This window comes from Aurantimonas marina, assembly GCF_017183135.1.
Classification (GTDB): Bacteria; Pseudomonadota; Alphaproteobacteria; order Rhizobiales; family Rhizobiaceae; genus Aurantimonas; species Aurantimonas marina.
In genome coordinates this window covers 227,049-243,167 of sequence record NZ_JADDXW010000005.1, presented here as the reverse complement: position 1 = coordinate 243,167, position 16,119 = coordinate 227,049, and the positions used below count along the sequence as shown (strand labels likewise).

Here is a 16,119-nt window from a genome sequence, read left to right as displayed (position 1 = left end):
TCAACGTCCCGTCATGCCGGGCGGTTACCATCGCCGCAAAATCGCGCAAGACCGCGCTCCGGCCGGTCGGAGCTTGGTCGTTCCGCCGCCCCATCCACGCGCGCGGTCCCCAAGCAAAGGTGCGACGCTATGCAAGCCTATCTCGACCGAAGCCCACTTCATCGGCTTTTCAATCCGGAGTCCGTCGCCCTGTTCGGCGCCAGCGATGCGGAAAACAGCGTCGGCGCGAAGGTCTGGTCGAATCTGACCGCTGAAGACTTCAAGGGACGCCTCATTCCGGTCAATCCGAAGCACAAGGAAATTGGTGGAGTGGCGTGCTACCGCTCGATCCTCGATGTGCCCGGCGACATCGATCTGGCGGTCATTGCCACGCCGGCCCGCACGATCCCGCAGATCATCGAGGATTGCAGCGAAAAACGCATCAGAAATGCTATCGTCCTGTCGGCGGGCTTCGTGGAGGCCGGCGCGGAAGGCCAGCGGCTGCATCGCCAACTGCTCGACGCCGCGCGTCGCGCGGATATACGGTTCCTCGGTCCCAATTGCGTCGGGCTTGTCCGCCCCTGGCTAGGGTTGAATGCAACATTTTTGAACTCCGGCGTGCCGCAGGGCCGTCTTGCTCTGATCTCGCAATCCGGCGCGCTTTGCTCGGCCATCGCCGACTGGGCCGCACCCCATCATCTCGGCTTTTCGGCGATCGTCTCACTCGGCAACTCAGCTGACATCGATTTTGGCGATGCCCTGCATTTCCTTGCCGTCGACCCGAAAACCGAGGCGATCCTTCTCTATATCGAGGGCGTGCGCGATGCGCCGTCTTTCCTGAGCGCGCTACGCGCCGCAGCCCGCACAAAGCCGGTCATTGTGCTAAAGGCCGGCCGCCACAACCAGAGTTCGTCGGCCGCCCACACCCATACGGGCGCGTTGATAGGATCGGACGAGGTCTTCGATGCCGCGCTTGCCCGCGCCGGGGCCGTGCGGGCCCGCACCTTCGGCCAACTCTTCGCCGCGGCCGAGATCCTGTCAGCCAACAAGCGTTCGAAAGGCAATAGGCTTGGCATCGTCACCAATGGCGGAGGCGCGGGTGTTCTTGCCGCTGATCGCGCCGGCGACATGGACGTCGATCTCGCTGCTCCGTCGGAGGCCACCGTCGCCGCGCTGGACAAGGTCCTGCCGCCCTATTGGTCGCGCGCCAACCCGATCGACATTCTCGGCGACGCCGCGCCCGACAAGTTCGTGGCGGCAGTGAGGGCAGGCCTCACCGATCCAAATTTCGATGGTCTGCTCGTGATGCTCACACCTCAGGCGATGACCGACGCGACCGCAGTGGCGGAAGCGGTTGTTTCGGCCCTCGCCGAAAAACCCTTCAAGCCAGTGCTCGCCTGCTGGATGGGCGAAAGCTCGGTCGCCGAGGGACGCTTCCATCTGAGCGAAAACGGCATTCCCGATTTCACCACGCCCGAGCGTGCGGTCGAGGCATTCTCCTATCTGGCCCAGCACTACCGGCACCGGAAACTGGCGCTGGAAACCCCCGGCCCCGGCAACGCCTTCTCGCCGGATCTGAGCGGAGCGCGGATGATTATCGCCGACGCACTCGGCGAGGGGCGCAGCATGCTCTCCGACATCGAATCCAAGGCCCTGCTGCATGCCTTCAACATTCCGATCAACGTCACCATCGAGGCCGCAACCCCCGCCGCTGCGGTGATCGCCGCCGAGACGGTCGGTTTTCCGGTCGCGATGAAGGTCAACTCACCCGACATCACCCACAAGTCGGATGTCGGCGGCGTGCGCCTCAACGTCATGAATGCAGCCGACGTCAAGCTTGCCTTCCGGGAAATCGCCGAGGGCGTGGCAAAGGCACGCGCCGACGCAGCTTTTCTCGGGGTCACTGTTGAGCGCATGGCCCATGTGGAGGATGCGCGCGAGCTTGTCATCGGCGCCAGCCGCGATCCGGTGTTCGGTCCGACCATCCTGTTCGGAGCCGGCGGCACGATGGTCGAAGTGCTGCGTGACAGCGCCGTCTCGCTTCCGCCTCTGAACGCGGTTCTGGCGAACCGGCTGATCAACCGCACGCGGGTTTCGCGCCTTCTCGACGCCGTTCGCGACCGCCCTGCGGTGGACCGGGCGGCGGTGATCGACGTCTTGTTGCGCATTTCCGATCTCGTCTGCGAATTACCCGAGGTGACGGAACTCGACATCAACCCGCTGTTTGCCGGTCGCGATGGCGTCATCGCCGTCGATGCGCGCATCGGTATCGCCCGACCGCCGGCGCGCAGCGGTCCATATGACCATGTCGCGATCCATCCGTTCCCGCGCCATCTCGTCTGGAAGGACCACCTCTCCGACGGCACGTCACTGATCATCCGGCCGATTCGCCCGGAGGATGCGGAAAGTGAGCAGACCTTTGTGCGCGAACTCTCGCCGGAAGCCAGGCAGTTCCGATTCATGGGCACGCTGAACCAGCTTTCGCAGGAGATGCTCGTGCGTTTCACGCAGATCGACTATCGCCGCGAGATGGCACTGGTTGCGATGACCGAAGGGGCGCGCGGACCACGTCAGCAAGGCGTCGCGCGCTATGTCATCAATCCGGATATGAAAAGCTGCGAGTTCGCCGTCGTGGTCTCTGACGAGGTGCAGAAGCAGGGCATCGGCACGCGGCTGATGAAGGCGCTGATGGAAGCGGCGCGCGACGAGCACAGCCTGACGGTGATGGAGGGTACGGTGCTGGCGCGCAACGCCTCGATGCTGCAACTGATGGCGGAACTCGGTTTCTCGGAAAGTCCCGATCCCGACGACCCGGGACTTGTCTTCGTCGAGCGGGCGCTGTGAGACATGCTCGGCATCGTTTCGCACCCCGACTGCCTGGAACACGACGCCGGGCCACTCCACCCCGACACGCGCGGGCGGCTGGACGCGATTTCAAACCAGATGATTTCATCCGGCCTCGATTTCGTGGTTCGGCACTACGACGCACCGCTTGTCACTCGCGCCCAGCTCGAGCGCGTGCATGAACCGATTTATCTCGACCGGCTCGCAGCCACGTCGCCCGCCGCCGGCTTGGTGGCGATTGACGGTGATACAGTGTTGTCACCGGGTACCTTGCGCGCCGCGGAACGGGCGGCTGGCGGCGGTATCCTCGGGGTCGACCTGATCCTCTCCGGCGAGGCCTGCCCGATTTTCTGTCCGGTCCGTCCGCCGGGCCATCATGCGGAGGCGGGAGCGGCGCTCGGCTTTTGCCTGTTCAACAACATTGCCGTTGCCGCAGCCCATGCGCTCGATGCACATGGGCTGAAGCGTGTCGCGATCATCGATTTCGACGCTCATCACGGCAATGGCACGGAGGAAATCTTCAAGTATGACGAGCGGGTTCTGTTCTGCTCGTCCTTCCAGCACCCGTTTTATCCCTTTACCGGACGTGCATCCGAGACGCCCAATCTCGTCGCTACCCCGCTTGCCGCCGGGGCGGCCGGACCGGAGTTCCGCGAAGCGGTTGCCGATCATTGGCTCCCCGCCCTTGAACGCTTCGCACCGCAGATGGTGTTCATTTCGGCAGGCTTCGACGCCCATATTCTGGACGACATGTCGGACCTCTGCCTGACCGAGGCCGACTATGTATGGGTGACCGACAAGCTTCTTGCCGTCGCACGCGCGCATGGGGAAGGCCGCGTGCTCTCCATGCTTGAGGGCGGCTACGAACCCGGGGCGCTTGCTCGCAGCGTCGTTGCGCATCTGAACGCGCTGATCGGGTGAGCATGGCGGGCGGTTCCGCTATTTGCGACACTGATCGCCTGTTCAATTTCCCCTCACTCGAAGGCGCAGTGCCTCTGACGGTCTGTTTGGCATCAAGGCATCGCCCTTTAGGTTCATCACGCTTTGGCACCTTGCCGCTCGCTTTCGCCCCGATCGCCGGCGCCCGATAGATGCCTCCCTCCACGAGAAGCGCCCAGATCGCGCAGGCGATCTTGTTGGCCAGCGCCCACGCCCGCGACCTTGCACGGCCGACGCGCCATCAGCGACGATCCACAGGGGAAGTTTTACGCTTCTGCGGGTCTGCTTCAGGCGTCAACGACTGGTGAGTGCGCAGCCGGATGCTCCTTCCGGTCCATCCATCCGACGCGGCTCTGACGCAAGGTCTCGCCGACACGTTCGATGAAAATCGCTTTCAACCCGCGATGTCGTGCGATCTCCAGCCCTGCGCGCGCGCCCCGTACCATGAGAGCCGTGGCCCAGGCGTCCGCGTCCATGCAGCTTTCCGCCAGCACGGTGACCGATGCCGGCGATCCCGTCGCGGGGCCGCCGCGAGCCGGGTCCATGGTGTGGGACAGGCGCCGTCCGCCAACATCAAGCCAGTGTCGGTAGTCACCGGATGTCGCCACCGCGCAATCGGCAAGTTCCAGGATCGAGAGTGGGGCGCGCGTCTCAAAGTCGGGCCGCTCCAGCGCCACCGTCCAGGGGCGGCCATCGGCGCGCCGACCGCATGCGCGCATCTCGCCATCGAGCCCCACCAGGGCATCCGTGATCCCGAAACGCCCCAGCACCGCCATCATGCGATCGACGGCGTAACCTTTGGCGATGCCCGCCAGGTCCAGCGTCATGGGCGCGTGTTTGCGAACCCTCAGCGCATCGCCGTCAAGCTCGAGAACCTCATGCGCCAAGGCGTGGGCCCTGCCCAGGGCTACCCGCATCGCCTGTGGGTCCGCATGCTGCGGCCCGAACCCCCAGGCTGTGACGACATCGCCCATGCCGATGTCGAACGCCCCGCCGGACAGCCGCCCGATCTCGAGGCCACGGGCCAAAACCTCCATCAGTTCGGGAGGGACCGAAACCCATTCACCCACCGGCGCGCGATTGACACACATCAGGTCGCTATCGGGCTTCCAGGTGGACATCTGGCGATCCAACAGGCCCACGCTTTCGGCCAACGCGCAACGGATCGGAACGGGGTCCGTAGCGGGCGATGCATCGAATAGCGCCGACCAGCGGGTGCCCATGGTTGGCCCATTCAGCGCGTGGCGAACCAGATCAGTAAACGTCCTCGGCATAGCGATTCTCCGCTTTCAACATCGCAGGTGTCAAACCCTGCGGGGTCAGGATATCCGTCAGCGCCTCCGCCACCCCTGCAGCCATGTCGCGTCCGCCACAGACCAGCACCTGCGCGCCGTCGGCGATCAGTCGCGCGACCTTCGGGGCGTCCCTTCGCAGCGCATCCTGGACATAGGCCCGCTGCTCCGTCCGTGAGAACGCGGTCGTGATAGAGGCAAGCCGGCCTTCCGTCCGCCAACCGGCGATCTCCGTGCCATAGAGAAAATCGCTGTCGGGGTGCCGGGCGCCGAACCACAGGTGCATCGGCCGGGCGCGCCGATTGGCCCGCGCGAATCCGGCAAGTGGTCCGATGCCTGCCCCAGCGCCGATGAGGATTATCGGCTTGTGGTTTCGCGCGGGCCGAAACGCGGGGTTGCGGCGTATGAAGCCCGGCATGCTGTCGCCCGGTTGCAGGTCGAGAAGCTGCCCGGAGCAAAGACCGCCGGGGTGCTTCTTGACCACGATTTCGACGAAGCCATCGCCGCGTCCCGAAGCGAGCGAGTAGAACCGGGGCACGGCGGATCCGTCGGGGACGATGCCCAGAAGATCGCCGGGCCGAAAGCCTCCGAAGCCGCGGCCGAGCACGCGCTTCCAGAGCGAGGCCGTGGGCGGGGCGAAGCGCAGGATTGCGGTCGGCGCCTGCACCTCGGCCCCGTAGTCGCGGCGCGAGATCAGGGTCAGCGCCTCTGTCGCCGGCAGAACCGGCTGGTGGCCGAGCTCGAGTTCGATCTCCATGGCGGTGCCGAGCGCCCGGCCCCAGCGGGCGAAATCCTGCGGCGACTGGCGGTCGACCGTGTCGAACGGCAGCAGCATCTTCCAGCCCCGCGCCTCGGCAGTCTCGGCAACGACGCGGGCGAAGGCGCAGTAGGCCGGGAAGCTGCGGTCACCGAAACCCAGCACCGCGAAAGCTGCGGCGGGCGGCGCTTCGAGCTGCGCGACCTGGTCGAGGAACCCTCTTGCCGATGCCGGCGCATCGCCGTCGCCATAGGTCGCGGCGAGAACGACGATCCGCTGCGCGCGGGTGTAGCGGGCCGGATCGAAGGCCGACATCGGTGCAGCATGAACGCTCTGGCCCGCATCCGTCAGCGCCTTGTGCAGCGTCGCGGCAAAGCTCCATGTGCTGCCACCCTCGCTGCCGACCAGAATGATCGTTTCGGCCCGGGAAGCTGGCTGGTTGGCGTGGATCTGCGGCCTGCTCCGCCGCCCCGCCCACCACAGCACCATCCCGGTTCCGCCCATCACCGGCACGCCGAGAGCCATCAGCCCGAGCACCAGCCCCAGCGTTGCCGCTCCTTGGCCGGTGTGCAGCATGTAGATCGTTTCCGAGAGGCGCTCCCACCCGGTCAGGTCAGTCCAGCCAAGTAGTGCGCCCGTGCCCTGATCGAGATACCCGATGCCCCGGTCGGTCTTCAGCGTGAAGATATCGGTTGCGTCGCCGGGATAGGGAAAGTTCAGTTCGCGAAGTTCCGCGGTCGGGGTTCCGCCGAGCAGGTCGATCGCACCGAGCGCCACGCCAGTTTCGCCGCTCATCTCGGACGGGACGGCAAGCGGCACTCCGCCGTCGGGTAAAAGATCGAAGGTGGAGGCCGTCATCCAGAGCGCGGTGGCTGAAGAGAGCGCGAGGCCCAACACCGCGACGCGGGCGATCTCCACATGCAGGCGGCCTGGCATCGGACCGCGCAGCGGGGAGAACCAGCGGCGCCACCCACCTGCCCGCCGCGCGACCAGAAGCGCCCCGGAAACCGAAAGGACGAGCATCGCCAAAGCGGCCGCCGCCATGGTGATGCGTCCGCCGTCCCCGAGGAACAGTGAGCGATGCAGGTTGGTCAGCCAGCGCTCGGTCTGGTTGGGGTCAGCCGAAGCGATCCCCTCTCCCGTAGCCGGATCGATGACCGCGGCGCCCGGCGTGCCGGCATCGAACCAGTAGGCGGTGATCCGGCCGGACGGTGCGCGGCGGATCTGCTCGACGCCAGGATAGACAGCCTGGATGCGCGAAGCGAGGTCGGCCACGGTCAGACCGGCTTCCGCCTGCGGCGCAGCGAGGCGCTCCGCCGCCGGAAAGACGGACAGCGCCGCCCCGCTGAGCGCCAGAACGGTGACGAGAGCCAGAGCCACGAGGCCCGGCCAGCGATGGAGCGCCCGGAGCATGACCTCGCCTCCTCACATGCCGTAGCTGAAGTTGGCGATGTAGCGGCGCCCGCGGACCGGCGTATTTGCGCCGTTCGTCGTCAGCGGCACGGCTATCTCGTTCGGACTGTCGCGCATGTCCTCGACCGCCGCGTCAACGTGCAGTTCATATCCCGCATCGAACAGCGCATCGGCCAGATCGAGCGTGATCTTCAGCTGCCGACCCGCGCCCACGCTGGCGCCGGTGATGCCGTTGATCTGGGCCGGGTCACCGCCGGTGGCGCGGTACCAGTCCGAGAGGTGCTCGTAGTACTTCGACTTGCCGCCAGCCATCCAGAGGCTGCCGACATAGGCGCCCTGCGCATCGGTGACATAGTAGGCAAGATAGGCACCATCGCCGCCATAGGTGTTGAGCGTCGTCGTCAGCACGACAGGGCGCGCCATGGCGAGGCTGGGAAACGTCAGCGCTGTCGTCAGCGCGAGCGTTGCTAAAACAAACTTCATAGGAATCTGCCTTCTTGTTCGGGGGTGAGGACGGGGCGACGGGCGGGGGTCAGTTCACTTGGACCTGCGGCGCGGCGCCGTTGCCGAAGAGAGGGTTCTGCGGCGGCGCAACGGACTTGGCCGGCGCGGGATTGCGTGCGCTGTTGCTGTCATCATCGTCGTCATCGTCGTCTTCGTCGTCTTCGCGGTGGCTGGACCGCCGGCGATCGTCATCATCTTCGTCGCTGACGAGGAGGAACTGAAGCGACTCCGCTCCATCGTGGACGAATGCGGCAAAGCTGCTTTCCTCGCCGTCGGGCGGGGTTTGCAGCGCGCTCCAGGCGGGCACGCCGATGGCGGCGAGCGTCAGTGCCGTGGTGGCAAGCAGGGCGAGAGGTTTACGCATGGCGAGGTTTCCTTGTATCCGATGGGATCAGTCTGGAGATGGCACCTGAGGGTTTCCTGACAGCGACGCGGTTTCCGCTTCAGCTTGGTGTCAGGCAAAGAAAATGGTCGATCGGCACGCAGTTTGGCGTTCTTGCCGGGACGGCGACTATCATCGCGGTTCGGATGGTCATCGTCCGCGGTTTGCCGGCGTCACGGAAGGCCGGCCGCAACGGCCGGCCTTCGCGGAACCCGCTACACGAGGGCCGTTGGTTCATTGAGGGGCGTGGAGCGCGTGCGGGTTACCCAGCCCCATCATCGGGATCGGGTCACGGCCGTAGAGCGGCGCCGGGTCGCTCTGGCTCTCAGACGCATCGACCTCGGCCGCGCGGGCGGTAGAGCCGACAAGAACGGCCGCCGGATAGAGAAACTCCGCATCGCTCATCTCGTGCCAGATGATCCTCTCGGCAAGACGCGACACCTCCGGCCGGTCTCCCGCATCTCCCGCAGCGTACAGCTCTGCCAGCGCGCCGATGGCCTCTATCTGACCGTCGATCAGCAGGGGCAGTTCCGCCTGCAGGCTCGCCAATGTCGGCAGAGACCCTGCCACGGCCTTTCCTTCCGTGACCTCTTCGATGAGCCCGAGGGATGGTAAGACGGCCCTCTCCTCCGCCTCGATGTGGGGGCCCAGAAGATCGGCCGCAGCGCGGGCCGCACCGCCGATCTGACCCGGTGTGCCGGCAACTTCCTCGAGCTGCGTGAGGAAGTCCGCATGGGCCGCGCTCAGCAGGTACGGGATTTCAAGGGGATCTGCCGAAGCCGTCGCGGCGAATACGGACGCGGCGACGGCAGAGACGACGAATGACGTGCGCATGATCGTTGCCTTCGATAGAAGCGCGCCTTTTCCTGGATTCGTTTTCATGGTGTGGGTCTCCTTTGAACCGATAAGGTCAATTTGGCGACGCCACCTGAGGGCTTCCTGACAACGCAGACGTTTCTGCTTCAGCTTGTTGTCAGGAAAAAACCCCGCCACGCAGGCAGGGCTCAGTCCAGGCCGAGGGACACGTGGCACTTGAGAACAGGGTCAGGCGATATCACCGGGGCCGGGCGCGCGCTTGTTGCCCGTGATCATGGCGCGGGTGAGATTCTCGTGATGGCGGAACGAAGCAAGCACCACGCCTCCTACGTGCAGCGCAATGAGGAGAAGCATCAAGTTGGCGAGCGTCTCGTGCACTTCCTTCAGCGGCCCGTTCGTTTCCGCTTCACCATACCCGGCTTCGTCGCCCTCCTCGTCGGCATGGGCGGCAGTAACGATATGCGGCAGGCCGGCAAGCATCGCGACACGGCTCGGCTCTTCCATTAGCCAGCCAGAGAAGGCGGTGCCGGATAGCGTGACGAGCAGCGCCACGATCATCGCCGCGGCCGCCGGGTTGTGGCCGAGATAGCGGCGTTCTCGCCCCCTCGCCATGTCGCCCAGATAGGCGAGCGTCGTGGCCGGACCGCGCAGGAACTGCGCGAAGCGCGCGTAGCGGCTGCCGAAAAGGCCCCAGACCAACCGGAACGCGACGAGGCCCGCCACAACGTAGCCTGCGATTTCGTGAACCCGCTGAAGCTCGTCCGCTGTCAGCCAGACGATCGCGAAAGTTACCACCAGCGCCCAGTGGAACAGGCGCACTACCGGACCCCAGACGCGGGTCATCACTCGACGACCATGCCGGGCTTGCTGCCCGGGGTGAACAGACCGCTATCCGGCGGCGCCACCGTTCCGGCGGGCGTGGCGTTCCTTTCCGGCCGGTTGCCCGCGTCGTCCTCGTCGTCATACTCCGTCTCGACGATTGCCAGCGTGCCGGGATCGACCGTAACCTCGATCTGACGACCCTTTGCGTCGCGGCCATCGATCTCATAGCAGCCGTCATCGGTCTTGATCCGGCGCACGGTCCAGCCCTGCGCCTCGGCCATCTTCTGGACCGCCTCGCGCGGTTGCCAATTGGCCATAGGGACATTGCAATCGTCATCATCGGCATGGGCGGCCCCGGCCGCGACAACGCCCGACAGAAGTGCGACGGCCATCAGGGATTTCTTCATTTTCCGTCTCCCGTAACGGGTGGTGATGCGCCCTTTTCGCGCGCTATTCTGACGGCGACCTGAAGCACGCCGACTCTTCGCGTCAGGTGCCTGTAAGTTTCGCAGTGAATACGGGACCGATAGAGCGAATGGGACCGGAACGACATGCGTGTGCTGCTGATCGAGGATGACACGGTGCTGGGCGCCGCGGTGCGCGACCAGATCGCCGCCGACGGCCATTCCGTCGACTGGGCGACGCGGCTTGACGCAGCGAGCGAATATCTTGGAGTGGCGGTCTACGACCTGATCTTGCTGGATCTGATGCTGCCCGATGGGCGCGGCCAGCCGTTTTTGCGCGCCTTGAGGGTGCGAGGCGACGTGACTCCGGTGATCATCCTGACCGCGCTCGACCAGATCAGCGACCGGATCGAGGGGCTGAACGCCGGCGCCGACGACTACATGGTCAAACCTTTCGATCTCTCCGAGCTCTCGGCGCGACTGAATGCTGTCGCCCGGCGCTATTCCGGCAACCCCAACCCGCTGATCACGCTGGGGGATCTGGAAATCGACCTTGCGGCAAGAACAGTCCGGCGGGGCGGCAGGGCCGTGCCCCTGACCGCCCGCGAATGGGTGTTGTTCGAGGCCTTGGTGCAGCGGCCCGGGCAGATCCTGTCCAAGGCGCAGCTCGAAGAACGGCTCTACTCCTTCGAGACCGAGATCGAGAGCAACACGATCGAGGTCCATGTCAGCCGGTTGCGCAAGAAGCTGGGGCGCGACTGGATCGAGACGGTGCGCGGCTTCGGCTATCGGCTGGGCGCGGCATGAGATGGCCGGGCTCACTACAGGCACGGCTGGCGCTTGGGCTGGGACTGGGCTTGACTCTGCTCTGGCTGGCAACGGCATGGGCGACGGCCACCATCCTGCGCGGCGAGATGAACGAGGTGTTCGATTCCGCGCTTGAGGAAACCGCCCAACGCATCCTGCCGCTGGCGGTGATGGACATCATCGGCCGCGAAGAGCAGGGCGTCAGCCAGCGCATCGCCACCCTGCGAAGCCACGAGGAGCTCTTCACCTACATCGTGCGCGACGACCAGGACCGCGTGCTGTTGCGCTCGCACGGGACCGAGGACGTGGTCTTTCCGGCATTCGATGGCATGGGTTTTCGCCAGACGAAGACGCATCGGCTCTACTACGACGCGGCGCTGCAAGGCACGATCACCATCACCGTCGCCGAGCCATTGAGCCACCGTGCCGACGTGGCGCGCGAGGCTTTGGCTGGCCTCGCTCTACCCCTGATCCTCGTCATTCCGATCAGCCTTCTCGGGGTGCTGGTGATCGTCCGGCGCAGCTTGCGGCCCGTTCGCCGGTTCAGCCGCGCGCTGGCCAGCCGTGGTGCCCGCGATCTGTCCGAGGTTGGCGACAGCAATCTTCCAAATGAGATCCTGCCGGTGGCGGAGGCCGTCAACCAGCTGCTGGACCGGCTGCGGCGTACGCTGGAGGCCGAGCGTAACTTCACCGCCAATGCCGCGCATGAATTGCGCACTCCCGTGGCGGCGGCGCTGGCACAGACTCAAAGGTTGATGACGGAAATCCCCGATCCCGCCGTGGGCCAAAGGGCCGGCGAGATCGAGACCGCCCTCAAACGGTTGACGCGGCTATCCGAGAAGCTGATGCAACTGGCCCGAGCCGAGGGCGGGCGATTGCGGCGCGAGACTGCGGCGGACCTGCGCCCCGTGCTGCGCATGGTGGTCTCGGATCTTGAAGGGATTGCCAAGGAAAAGCGCATCGACTTCGAACTGCCGGACGACCCGGTCCTGTCGGATATCGACCCCGATACCTTTGCGATTCTCGCCCGCAACCTGATCGAGAATGCGCAGCGCCACGGCACCGGCGACGCTCCGGTTCGGGTGATCCTGACAGCGGACCGCGTCCTTTGCGTGATCAACGACGGCCCTGCCGTCCCACCCGAAACGCTGACGCGGCTGGCGGCGCGTTTCGAGCGGGGTCAGGCCATATCGGAGGGCAGCGGGCTGGGCCTGTCGATCGCCAAGGCCATTGCGGACGGGGCACAGGCGACGCTCACGCTGCAATCGCCCGCCCCGGGCCGGGCGGACGGTTTTGCGGCATCGTTCAAGGCGCCGATCGGTCGACAACCGGACTGAGACCATCGTTCTGCATACGCGCCTCCCGATTACGAGAGGGGGCGGTGGGACGAAGATGATCTGCCGTAATCTGCACCCGCCCCCGCGCCGTCTCGCGACCTTCAGGACATCACGACATGCTGAAAACTCTTGTCACTCAGGGGTTGGGCTCCAAGCCATGATGGCGTAAGAATTCGGCGGTGAACCGAAGCTTTGGGAGAAATGACATGCATTGGCTCGTCGGCGTCGCTGTTTCAATGATGGTATCGGTGGCGGCCACTGCTCCCGCATCAAGCCAGGAGCCGGCCGTCAAGATCAGCCCCGACGTTCCTAGCGTGACCGTGGAAACCGACGAGGGGCCGGTCGTCATCGAGCGGATCCAGGACACGGACAACGAGGTCAGCGGCTATTACGCCAAGACATCTCGCGAATGCCCGCCCTTCTGCATCCAACCGGCCCGGGCTGCCGACGGCGTCGAGACGATCGGTGAACTGGAACTCCTCGATATGCTGGCCGATGAGAACGTCCGCGTCATCGACGCGCGAACACTGGAATGGCACCTGGAGGAAACGATCCCCGGCTCGACGCATATTCCCTACACCGAAGTGGCGGGCCGTCTCGACGAACTCGGGTGCGTCGGTGCGGCCGGAGCCTGGGATTGCAGCGGCGCGATGCGGGTCGCCCTCTATTGCAATGGCCTCTGGTGTGGGCAATCGCCCACGGCAATTCAGGCCATGTTGAGGGAAGGCTACCCGGCTGACCGAATTTTCTACTATCGCGGTGGCATGCAGGCCTGGAAAATACTGGGTCTGACGACCGTCAGCGGAACGATGTGAGGCGGCCTGGCTTCAGCATGCGAATACCGCTTGGCCGGAGGCCGCGGCGCGGCTTCAAAAGAGCCTATCGGAGGCCGCCGTCCCCAAGCAATGCCCTTCGCCCGGATCGACTGCAAGCTGAACTCGACCAGAGTCATCAACGCCTTGACAGACCTCTTCATCCTGCGCGGCACGCCGGGTCACATACGATCGGACAACAGGCCGGAATTTTTCGCCAAGGCAGTGCCGGAATCGATCGTCGCCGTCGGCGCAAAGTTCGCGTTCATCGAACCTGGCAATCCTTGGGAGAACGGCTACTGCGAGAGCTTCCACGCCCGGCTCCGGGACGAACTCCTGAACGGCGATATCTTCTACTGGCTGCTGGCCGAAGCCAAGGTCGTGGTCGAAAGCTGGCGCTGCCGTGAAGAAATCGGCCCATAGCGCGTCCCCCTGTGACTACGTCAACAATACGCCGTCACACCATGGGATCGAACACGTGGTTCACGACGGGACGGGATCTCCTGGCGTTGCGATCGCACGCGCAATCTCGGAGCAAGGTTGGAGCCGATTTCAATCACGTTCGCCCGAGTTCGGACACTTTGCGATGGGATCGAACGCCGTCGACAATGCTCACTGCTCTGCGATTCGGAGAATTTGCAGTGCGACGCTTTCTAGCCGATGACGTCGACGTGAACATTTCAGGATGGACGGATTCACGCGAATCCCCTAGGCGGATGCCGATGACGATCTCGAAGTACCCCTCGCAAGCGATAGGCAGGCTGTTCGCCGCAGCGCTGTTCTGCGTGGCGGTGCTGTCGTCCCAGATGGCGCACGCGTTGCCGCATTCGGGCGATCGTGCCTTTGCAGTTTCCATCGTCGGTCCATCGGCTGCTCAAGTTGCCGAGGACCATGTCGCTTCGGTCGTGAACGACGCCGTCAGCTACGCCGACAAGTATCCGCCCAAGGCGACGGGCGACAAACACAACGATCACTGCCCGCCGGCTTCGATGCCGGACCTGTTGGTGGAAAATCACCTGGACTGGCCCGCCAACTGGATTCCTGGTTGGCACGTCGTCGAATTGGTGGGAAGCCAGGTTCCCGCCGGCGAAAGACCCCCGCGAACCTGATCTGACGGCGCCGCCGCGCGCCCTATGATGTTCGCATGCCGTTCCTGACGGACCGGACATCGCCTCGGATGAGTCCGCCTCACGCCCAAGGCGTCTGGTGTTCTCGCGTCCCCACATTTTTGAACTTCATCGTATCGACCGGCCCGTGAATGGCTGGCGAACGGTAAAGTTCGCCCGTTAGGTCCTTTCAATGATCCGCTTCATGATTGTCGGCTTGCCCGGCCTGCTTCTGGCTGGCTGCGCGACAAGCGAACCCATGGGTTTGCTGCAAGTTCTCACATACCCCTCACCGGAAGATCCCTCCGCGGCGGTCCGTAGCGCCGATTACCGCTCCGTCATCGGCGGCTATTCCAGGCGCAGTCCGGCCGAGCCGACCGGATGGCGTCGATCCGGCGTCGAAATCGCGCCGGTCGGCGAAGCTGCCGAGACCGAGGAGGAGACGTCCAAATGATACGTCTTCTTCGCAATGCGGCCATTGCCGTCGTGCCACTCGTCATCTCCGGTTGCGTTGCCATCACCGAGGACTTCGATCCGAAGCTCGGCTTTGCGATCGTGCAGAATCAGACCGCGGCGACCCTCGGCAAGGAAACTGCCTGGGTCCAGAACCGGGCCGAGGCGGCTGCCGTCAACAAGCGCGTCAGCCAGCTCCTGGCGAACAAGACCGTCGGGGTCGAAACGGCCGTGCAAGTTGCGTTGCTGAACAACAAGAGCCTGCAGGCCGCCTACGCCGATATCGGCATGTCGATTGCCGATCTCTGGCAGGAAAGCCTGCCGGTCAATCCCAACCTGTCGGTCAGTTACGCAGGCATCGGCGCGCTTCGAACCGTCGAGGGGCTGATTGCGGCCAACGTCATCCGGCTGATGACGCGTGAACGGCGACTGGACGTCTCCGAGGTTCGCGTTCTTCAGGCGCGGCTGCGTGCTGTCGAGAGCACGCTCGCACTGGCCGCGCAGACGCGTGCCGCATGGATCGAAGCGGTCGGCGCCTGGGAAACCGTGGCCTACATGAACCGGGCGAAGGTTGCCGCCGATGCGGCCGCTGAGCTTGCCACCGAACTCGGGAAGACAGGGGCTTTTCCTAAGATCGATCAGGCTCGTGAGCAGGTGTTCTATGCGGAATTGACCGGCCAGACCGCCGAGGCGCGACTGGCCGCGCAGCTCGCCAAGGAGCAGCTGATCCGGCTGATGGGGGTCTGGGGAGCGAACCTGTCCTTTGAGGTGCCGAACGCGCTACCGAGCCTTCCGCGCAATATCCAGACCCGCAACGCCATCGAGGCGGAGGCGTTGCGCAACCGGGTCGATCTTCAGGTCGCCAAGCTCGAACTTGATGCACTGGCGCGATCCTACGGTCTGACGACGGCCACGCGCTACGTCTCCGATCTGGAACTGGCTGCCGGGCTCGAGCTTGAAGAGGAAGTCGAAGAGGGCGAGGACGGCAGCGAAAAAAGCACCAACGAACTCTCGGGGGTAATCGAGGTCGGCCTGGAGATTCCGATCTTCGACAGCGGTCAGGCGCGTCTTCGCAAGGCCGAGTTCGCCTATCTGCGGGCGGCGAATGTCATGGCGGCAAAGGCTGTCGACATTCGCTCGGAAGCGCGCTCTGCTTACAAGGCCTATCGTTCCCGATACGATATCGCCAGGCACTACCGATCGAACGTCTTACCGTTGCGCACGACGATCGAGAAGGAAGCGATTCTCACCTACAATGGCATGATTTCGAACACGTTCGACCTTTTGGCCGACACGCGGGCGAAGCTCTCCTCGATCATCCTCTCCGTCAACGCCAAGCGCGCCTTCTATCTCGCCGATGCTGGGCTGGCCTCCGCCGTCTATGGCGGCGGCGAGATCGAATCGGGTGGTGGTGTCGAGATGGCGGCCGGCGACGGCGACGGCGATTGAACG

15 protein-coding genes and 1 pseudogene are annotated in these 16,119 nt (G+C 64.8%); 9 read left to right on the top strand and 7 right to left on the bottom strand.

Going from position 1 to position 16,119, the window contains the following annotated elements; all coding sequences use genetic code 11:
- Positions 1–129: 129 nt before the first annotated feature.
- Both ING15_RS08455 and ING15_RS08450 read left to right on the top strand, forming a co-directional pair.
- The gene (locus ING15_RS08455) at positions 130–2,823 is read left to right on the top strand and encodes a bifunctional acetate--CoA ligase family protein/GNAT family N-acetyltransferase (protein WP_206454344.1); all 2,694 of its coding nucleotides are present in this window, start codon (positions 130–132) and stop codon (positions 2,821–2,823) included.
- A gap of 3 nt (positions 2,824–2,826) precedes the next feature.
- A complete protein-coding gene (locus tag ING15_RS08450) occupies positions 2,827–3,744 on the top strand; it encodes a histone deacetylase family protein (RefSeq protein WP_206454343.1) in 918 nt (305 codons plus the stop codon).
- Between the two features lie 305 nt (positions 3,745–4,049).
- Here the strand turns inward: ING15_RS08450 and ING15_RS08445 are convergent, their stop codons facing one another.
- The 7 genes from ING15_RS08445 to ING15_RS08415 form a co-directional block, all read right to left on the bottom strand.
- Positions 4,050–5,036: an FAD:protein FMN transferase gene (locus ING15_RS08445; protein ID WP_206454342.1), complete on the bottom strand. Its 987-nt coding sequence runs from the start codon at positions 5,034–5,036 to the stop codon at positions 4,050–4,052.
- Entirely contained in the window at positions 5,017–7,224 is a 2,208-nt protein-coding gene (locus ING15_RS08440; RefSeq protein ID WP_206454341.1) for a PepSY domain-containing protein, read from the bottom strand. The genes ING15_RS08445 and ING15_RS08440 overlap by 20 nt, the downstream gene beginning before the upstream one ends.
- Positions 7,225–7,236: 12 nt before the next feature.
- A complete protein-coding gene (locus ING15_RS08435; RefSeq protein ID WP_206454340.1) occupies positions 7,237–7,707 on the bottom strand; it encodes a DUF2271 domain-containing protein in 471 nt (156 codons plus the stop codon).
- A 49-nt stretch (positions 7,708–7,756) separates the two neighbouring features.
- On the bottom strand, positions 7,757–8,092 hold the full coding sequence (locus tag ING15_RS08430) for a hypothetical protein (protein ID WP_206454339.1): 336 nt from the start codon (positions 8,090–8,092) through the stop codon (positions 7,757–7,759).
- Positions 8,093–8,344: 252 nt separating this feature from the next.
- On the bottom strand, positions 8,345–9,103 hold the full coding sequence (locus tag ING15_RS08425) for a hypothetical protein (RefSeq protein ID WP_206454338.1): 759 nt from the start codon (positions 9,101–9,103) through the stop codon (positions 8,345–8,347).
- A gap of 51 nt (positions 9,104–9,154) precedes the next feature.
- Complete coding sequence (locus ING15_RS08420; RefSeq protein WP_206454337.1) at positions 9,155–9,769, bottom strand: cytochrome b/b6 domain-containing protein; 615 nt, start codon at positions 9,767–9,769, stop codon at positions 9,155–9,157.
- Positions 9,769–10,155, bottom strand: a complete 387-nt coding sequence (locus tag ING15_RS08415) for a PepSY domain-containing protein (RefSeq protein WP_206454336.1) — start codon at positions 10,153–10,155, stop codon at positions 9,769–9,771. Before ING15_RS08415 ends, ING15_RS08420 begins: the two co-directional genes overlap by 1 nt.
- A 144-nt stretch (positions 10,156–10,299) precedes the next feature.
- On the opposite strand from ING15_RS08415, the gene ING15_RS08410 reads away from it, so the two are divergent.
- From ING15_RS08410 to ING15_RS08380, 7 genes and pseudogenes are all read left to right on the top strand, one after another.
- Complete coding sequence (locus ING15_RS08410; protein WP_206454335.1) at positions 10,300–10,959, top strand: response regulator transcription factor; 660 nt, start codon at positions 10,300–10,302, stop codon at positions 10,957–10,959.
- Positions 10,956–12,296 carry an ATP-binding protein gene (locus ING15_RS08405; RefSeq protein ID WP_206454334.1) on the top strand — a complete coding sequence of 447 codons (1,341 nt, stop codon included), beginning with the start codon at positions 10,956–10,958 and terminating at the stop codon, positions 12,294–12,296. Before ING15_RS08410 ends, ING15_RS08405 begins: the two co-directional genes overlap by 4 nt.
- A gap of 206 nt (positions 12,297–12,502) precedes the next feature.
- Positions 12,503–13,111 carry a rhodanese-like domain-containing protein gene (locus tag ING15_RS08400; RefSeq protein WP_206454333.1) on the top strand — a complete coding sequence of 203 codons (609 nt, stop codon included), beginning with the start codon at positions 12,503–12,505 and terminating at the stop codon, positions 13,109–13,111.
- 102 nt (positions 13,112–13,213) lie between these two features.
- Positions 13,214–13,507, top strand: a pseudogene (locus tag ING15_RS08395) (integrase core domain-containing protein); the annotation flags it as partial.
- 323 nt (positions 13,508–13,830) lie between these two features.
- Entirely contained in the window at positions 13,831–14,217 is a 387-nt protein-coding gene (locus tag ING15_RS08390; RefSeq protein WP_206454332.1) for a hypothetical protein, read from the top strand.
- Positions 14,218–14,419: 202 nt separating this feature from the next.
- Positions 14,420–14,668: a hypothetical protein gene (locus ING15_RS08385; protein ID WP_206454331.1), complete on the top strand. Its 249-nt coding sequence runs from the start codon at positions 14,420–14,422 to the stop codon at positions 14,666–14,668.
- Positions 14,665–16,116, top strand: a complete 1,452-nt coding sequence (locus ING15_RS08380) for a TolC family protein (RefSeq protein ID WP_206454330.1) — start codon at positions 14,665–14,667, stop codon at positions 16,114–16,116. Before ING15_RS08385 ends, ING15_RS08380 begins: the two co-directional genes overlap by 4 nt.
- The last annotated feature ends 3 nt before the right edge of the window (positions 16,117–16,119 follow it).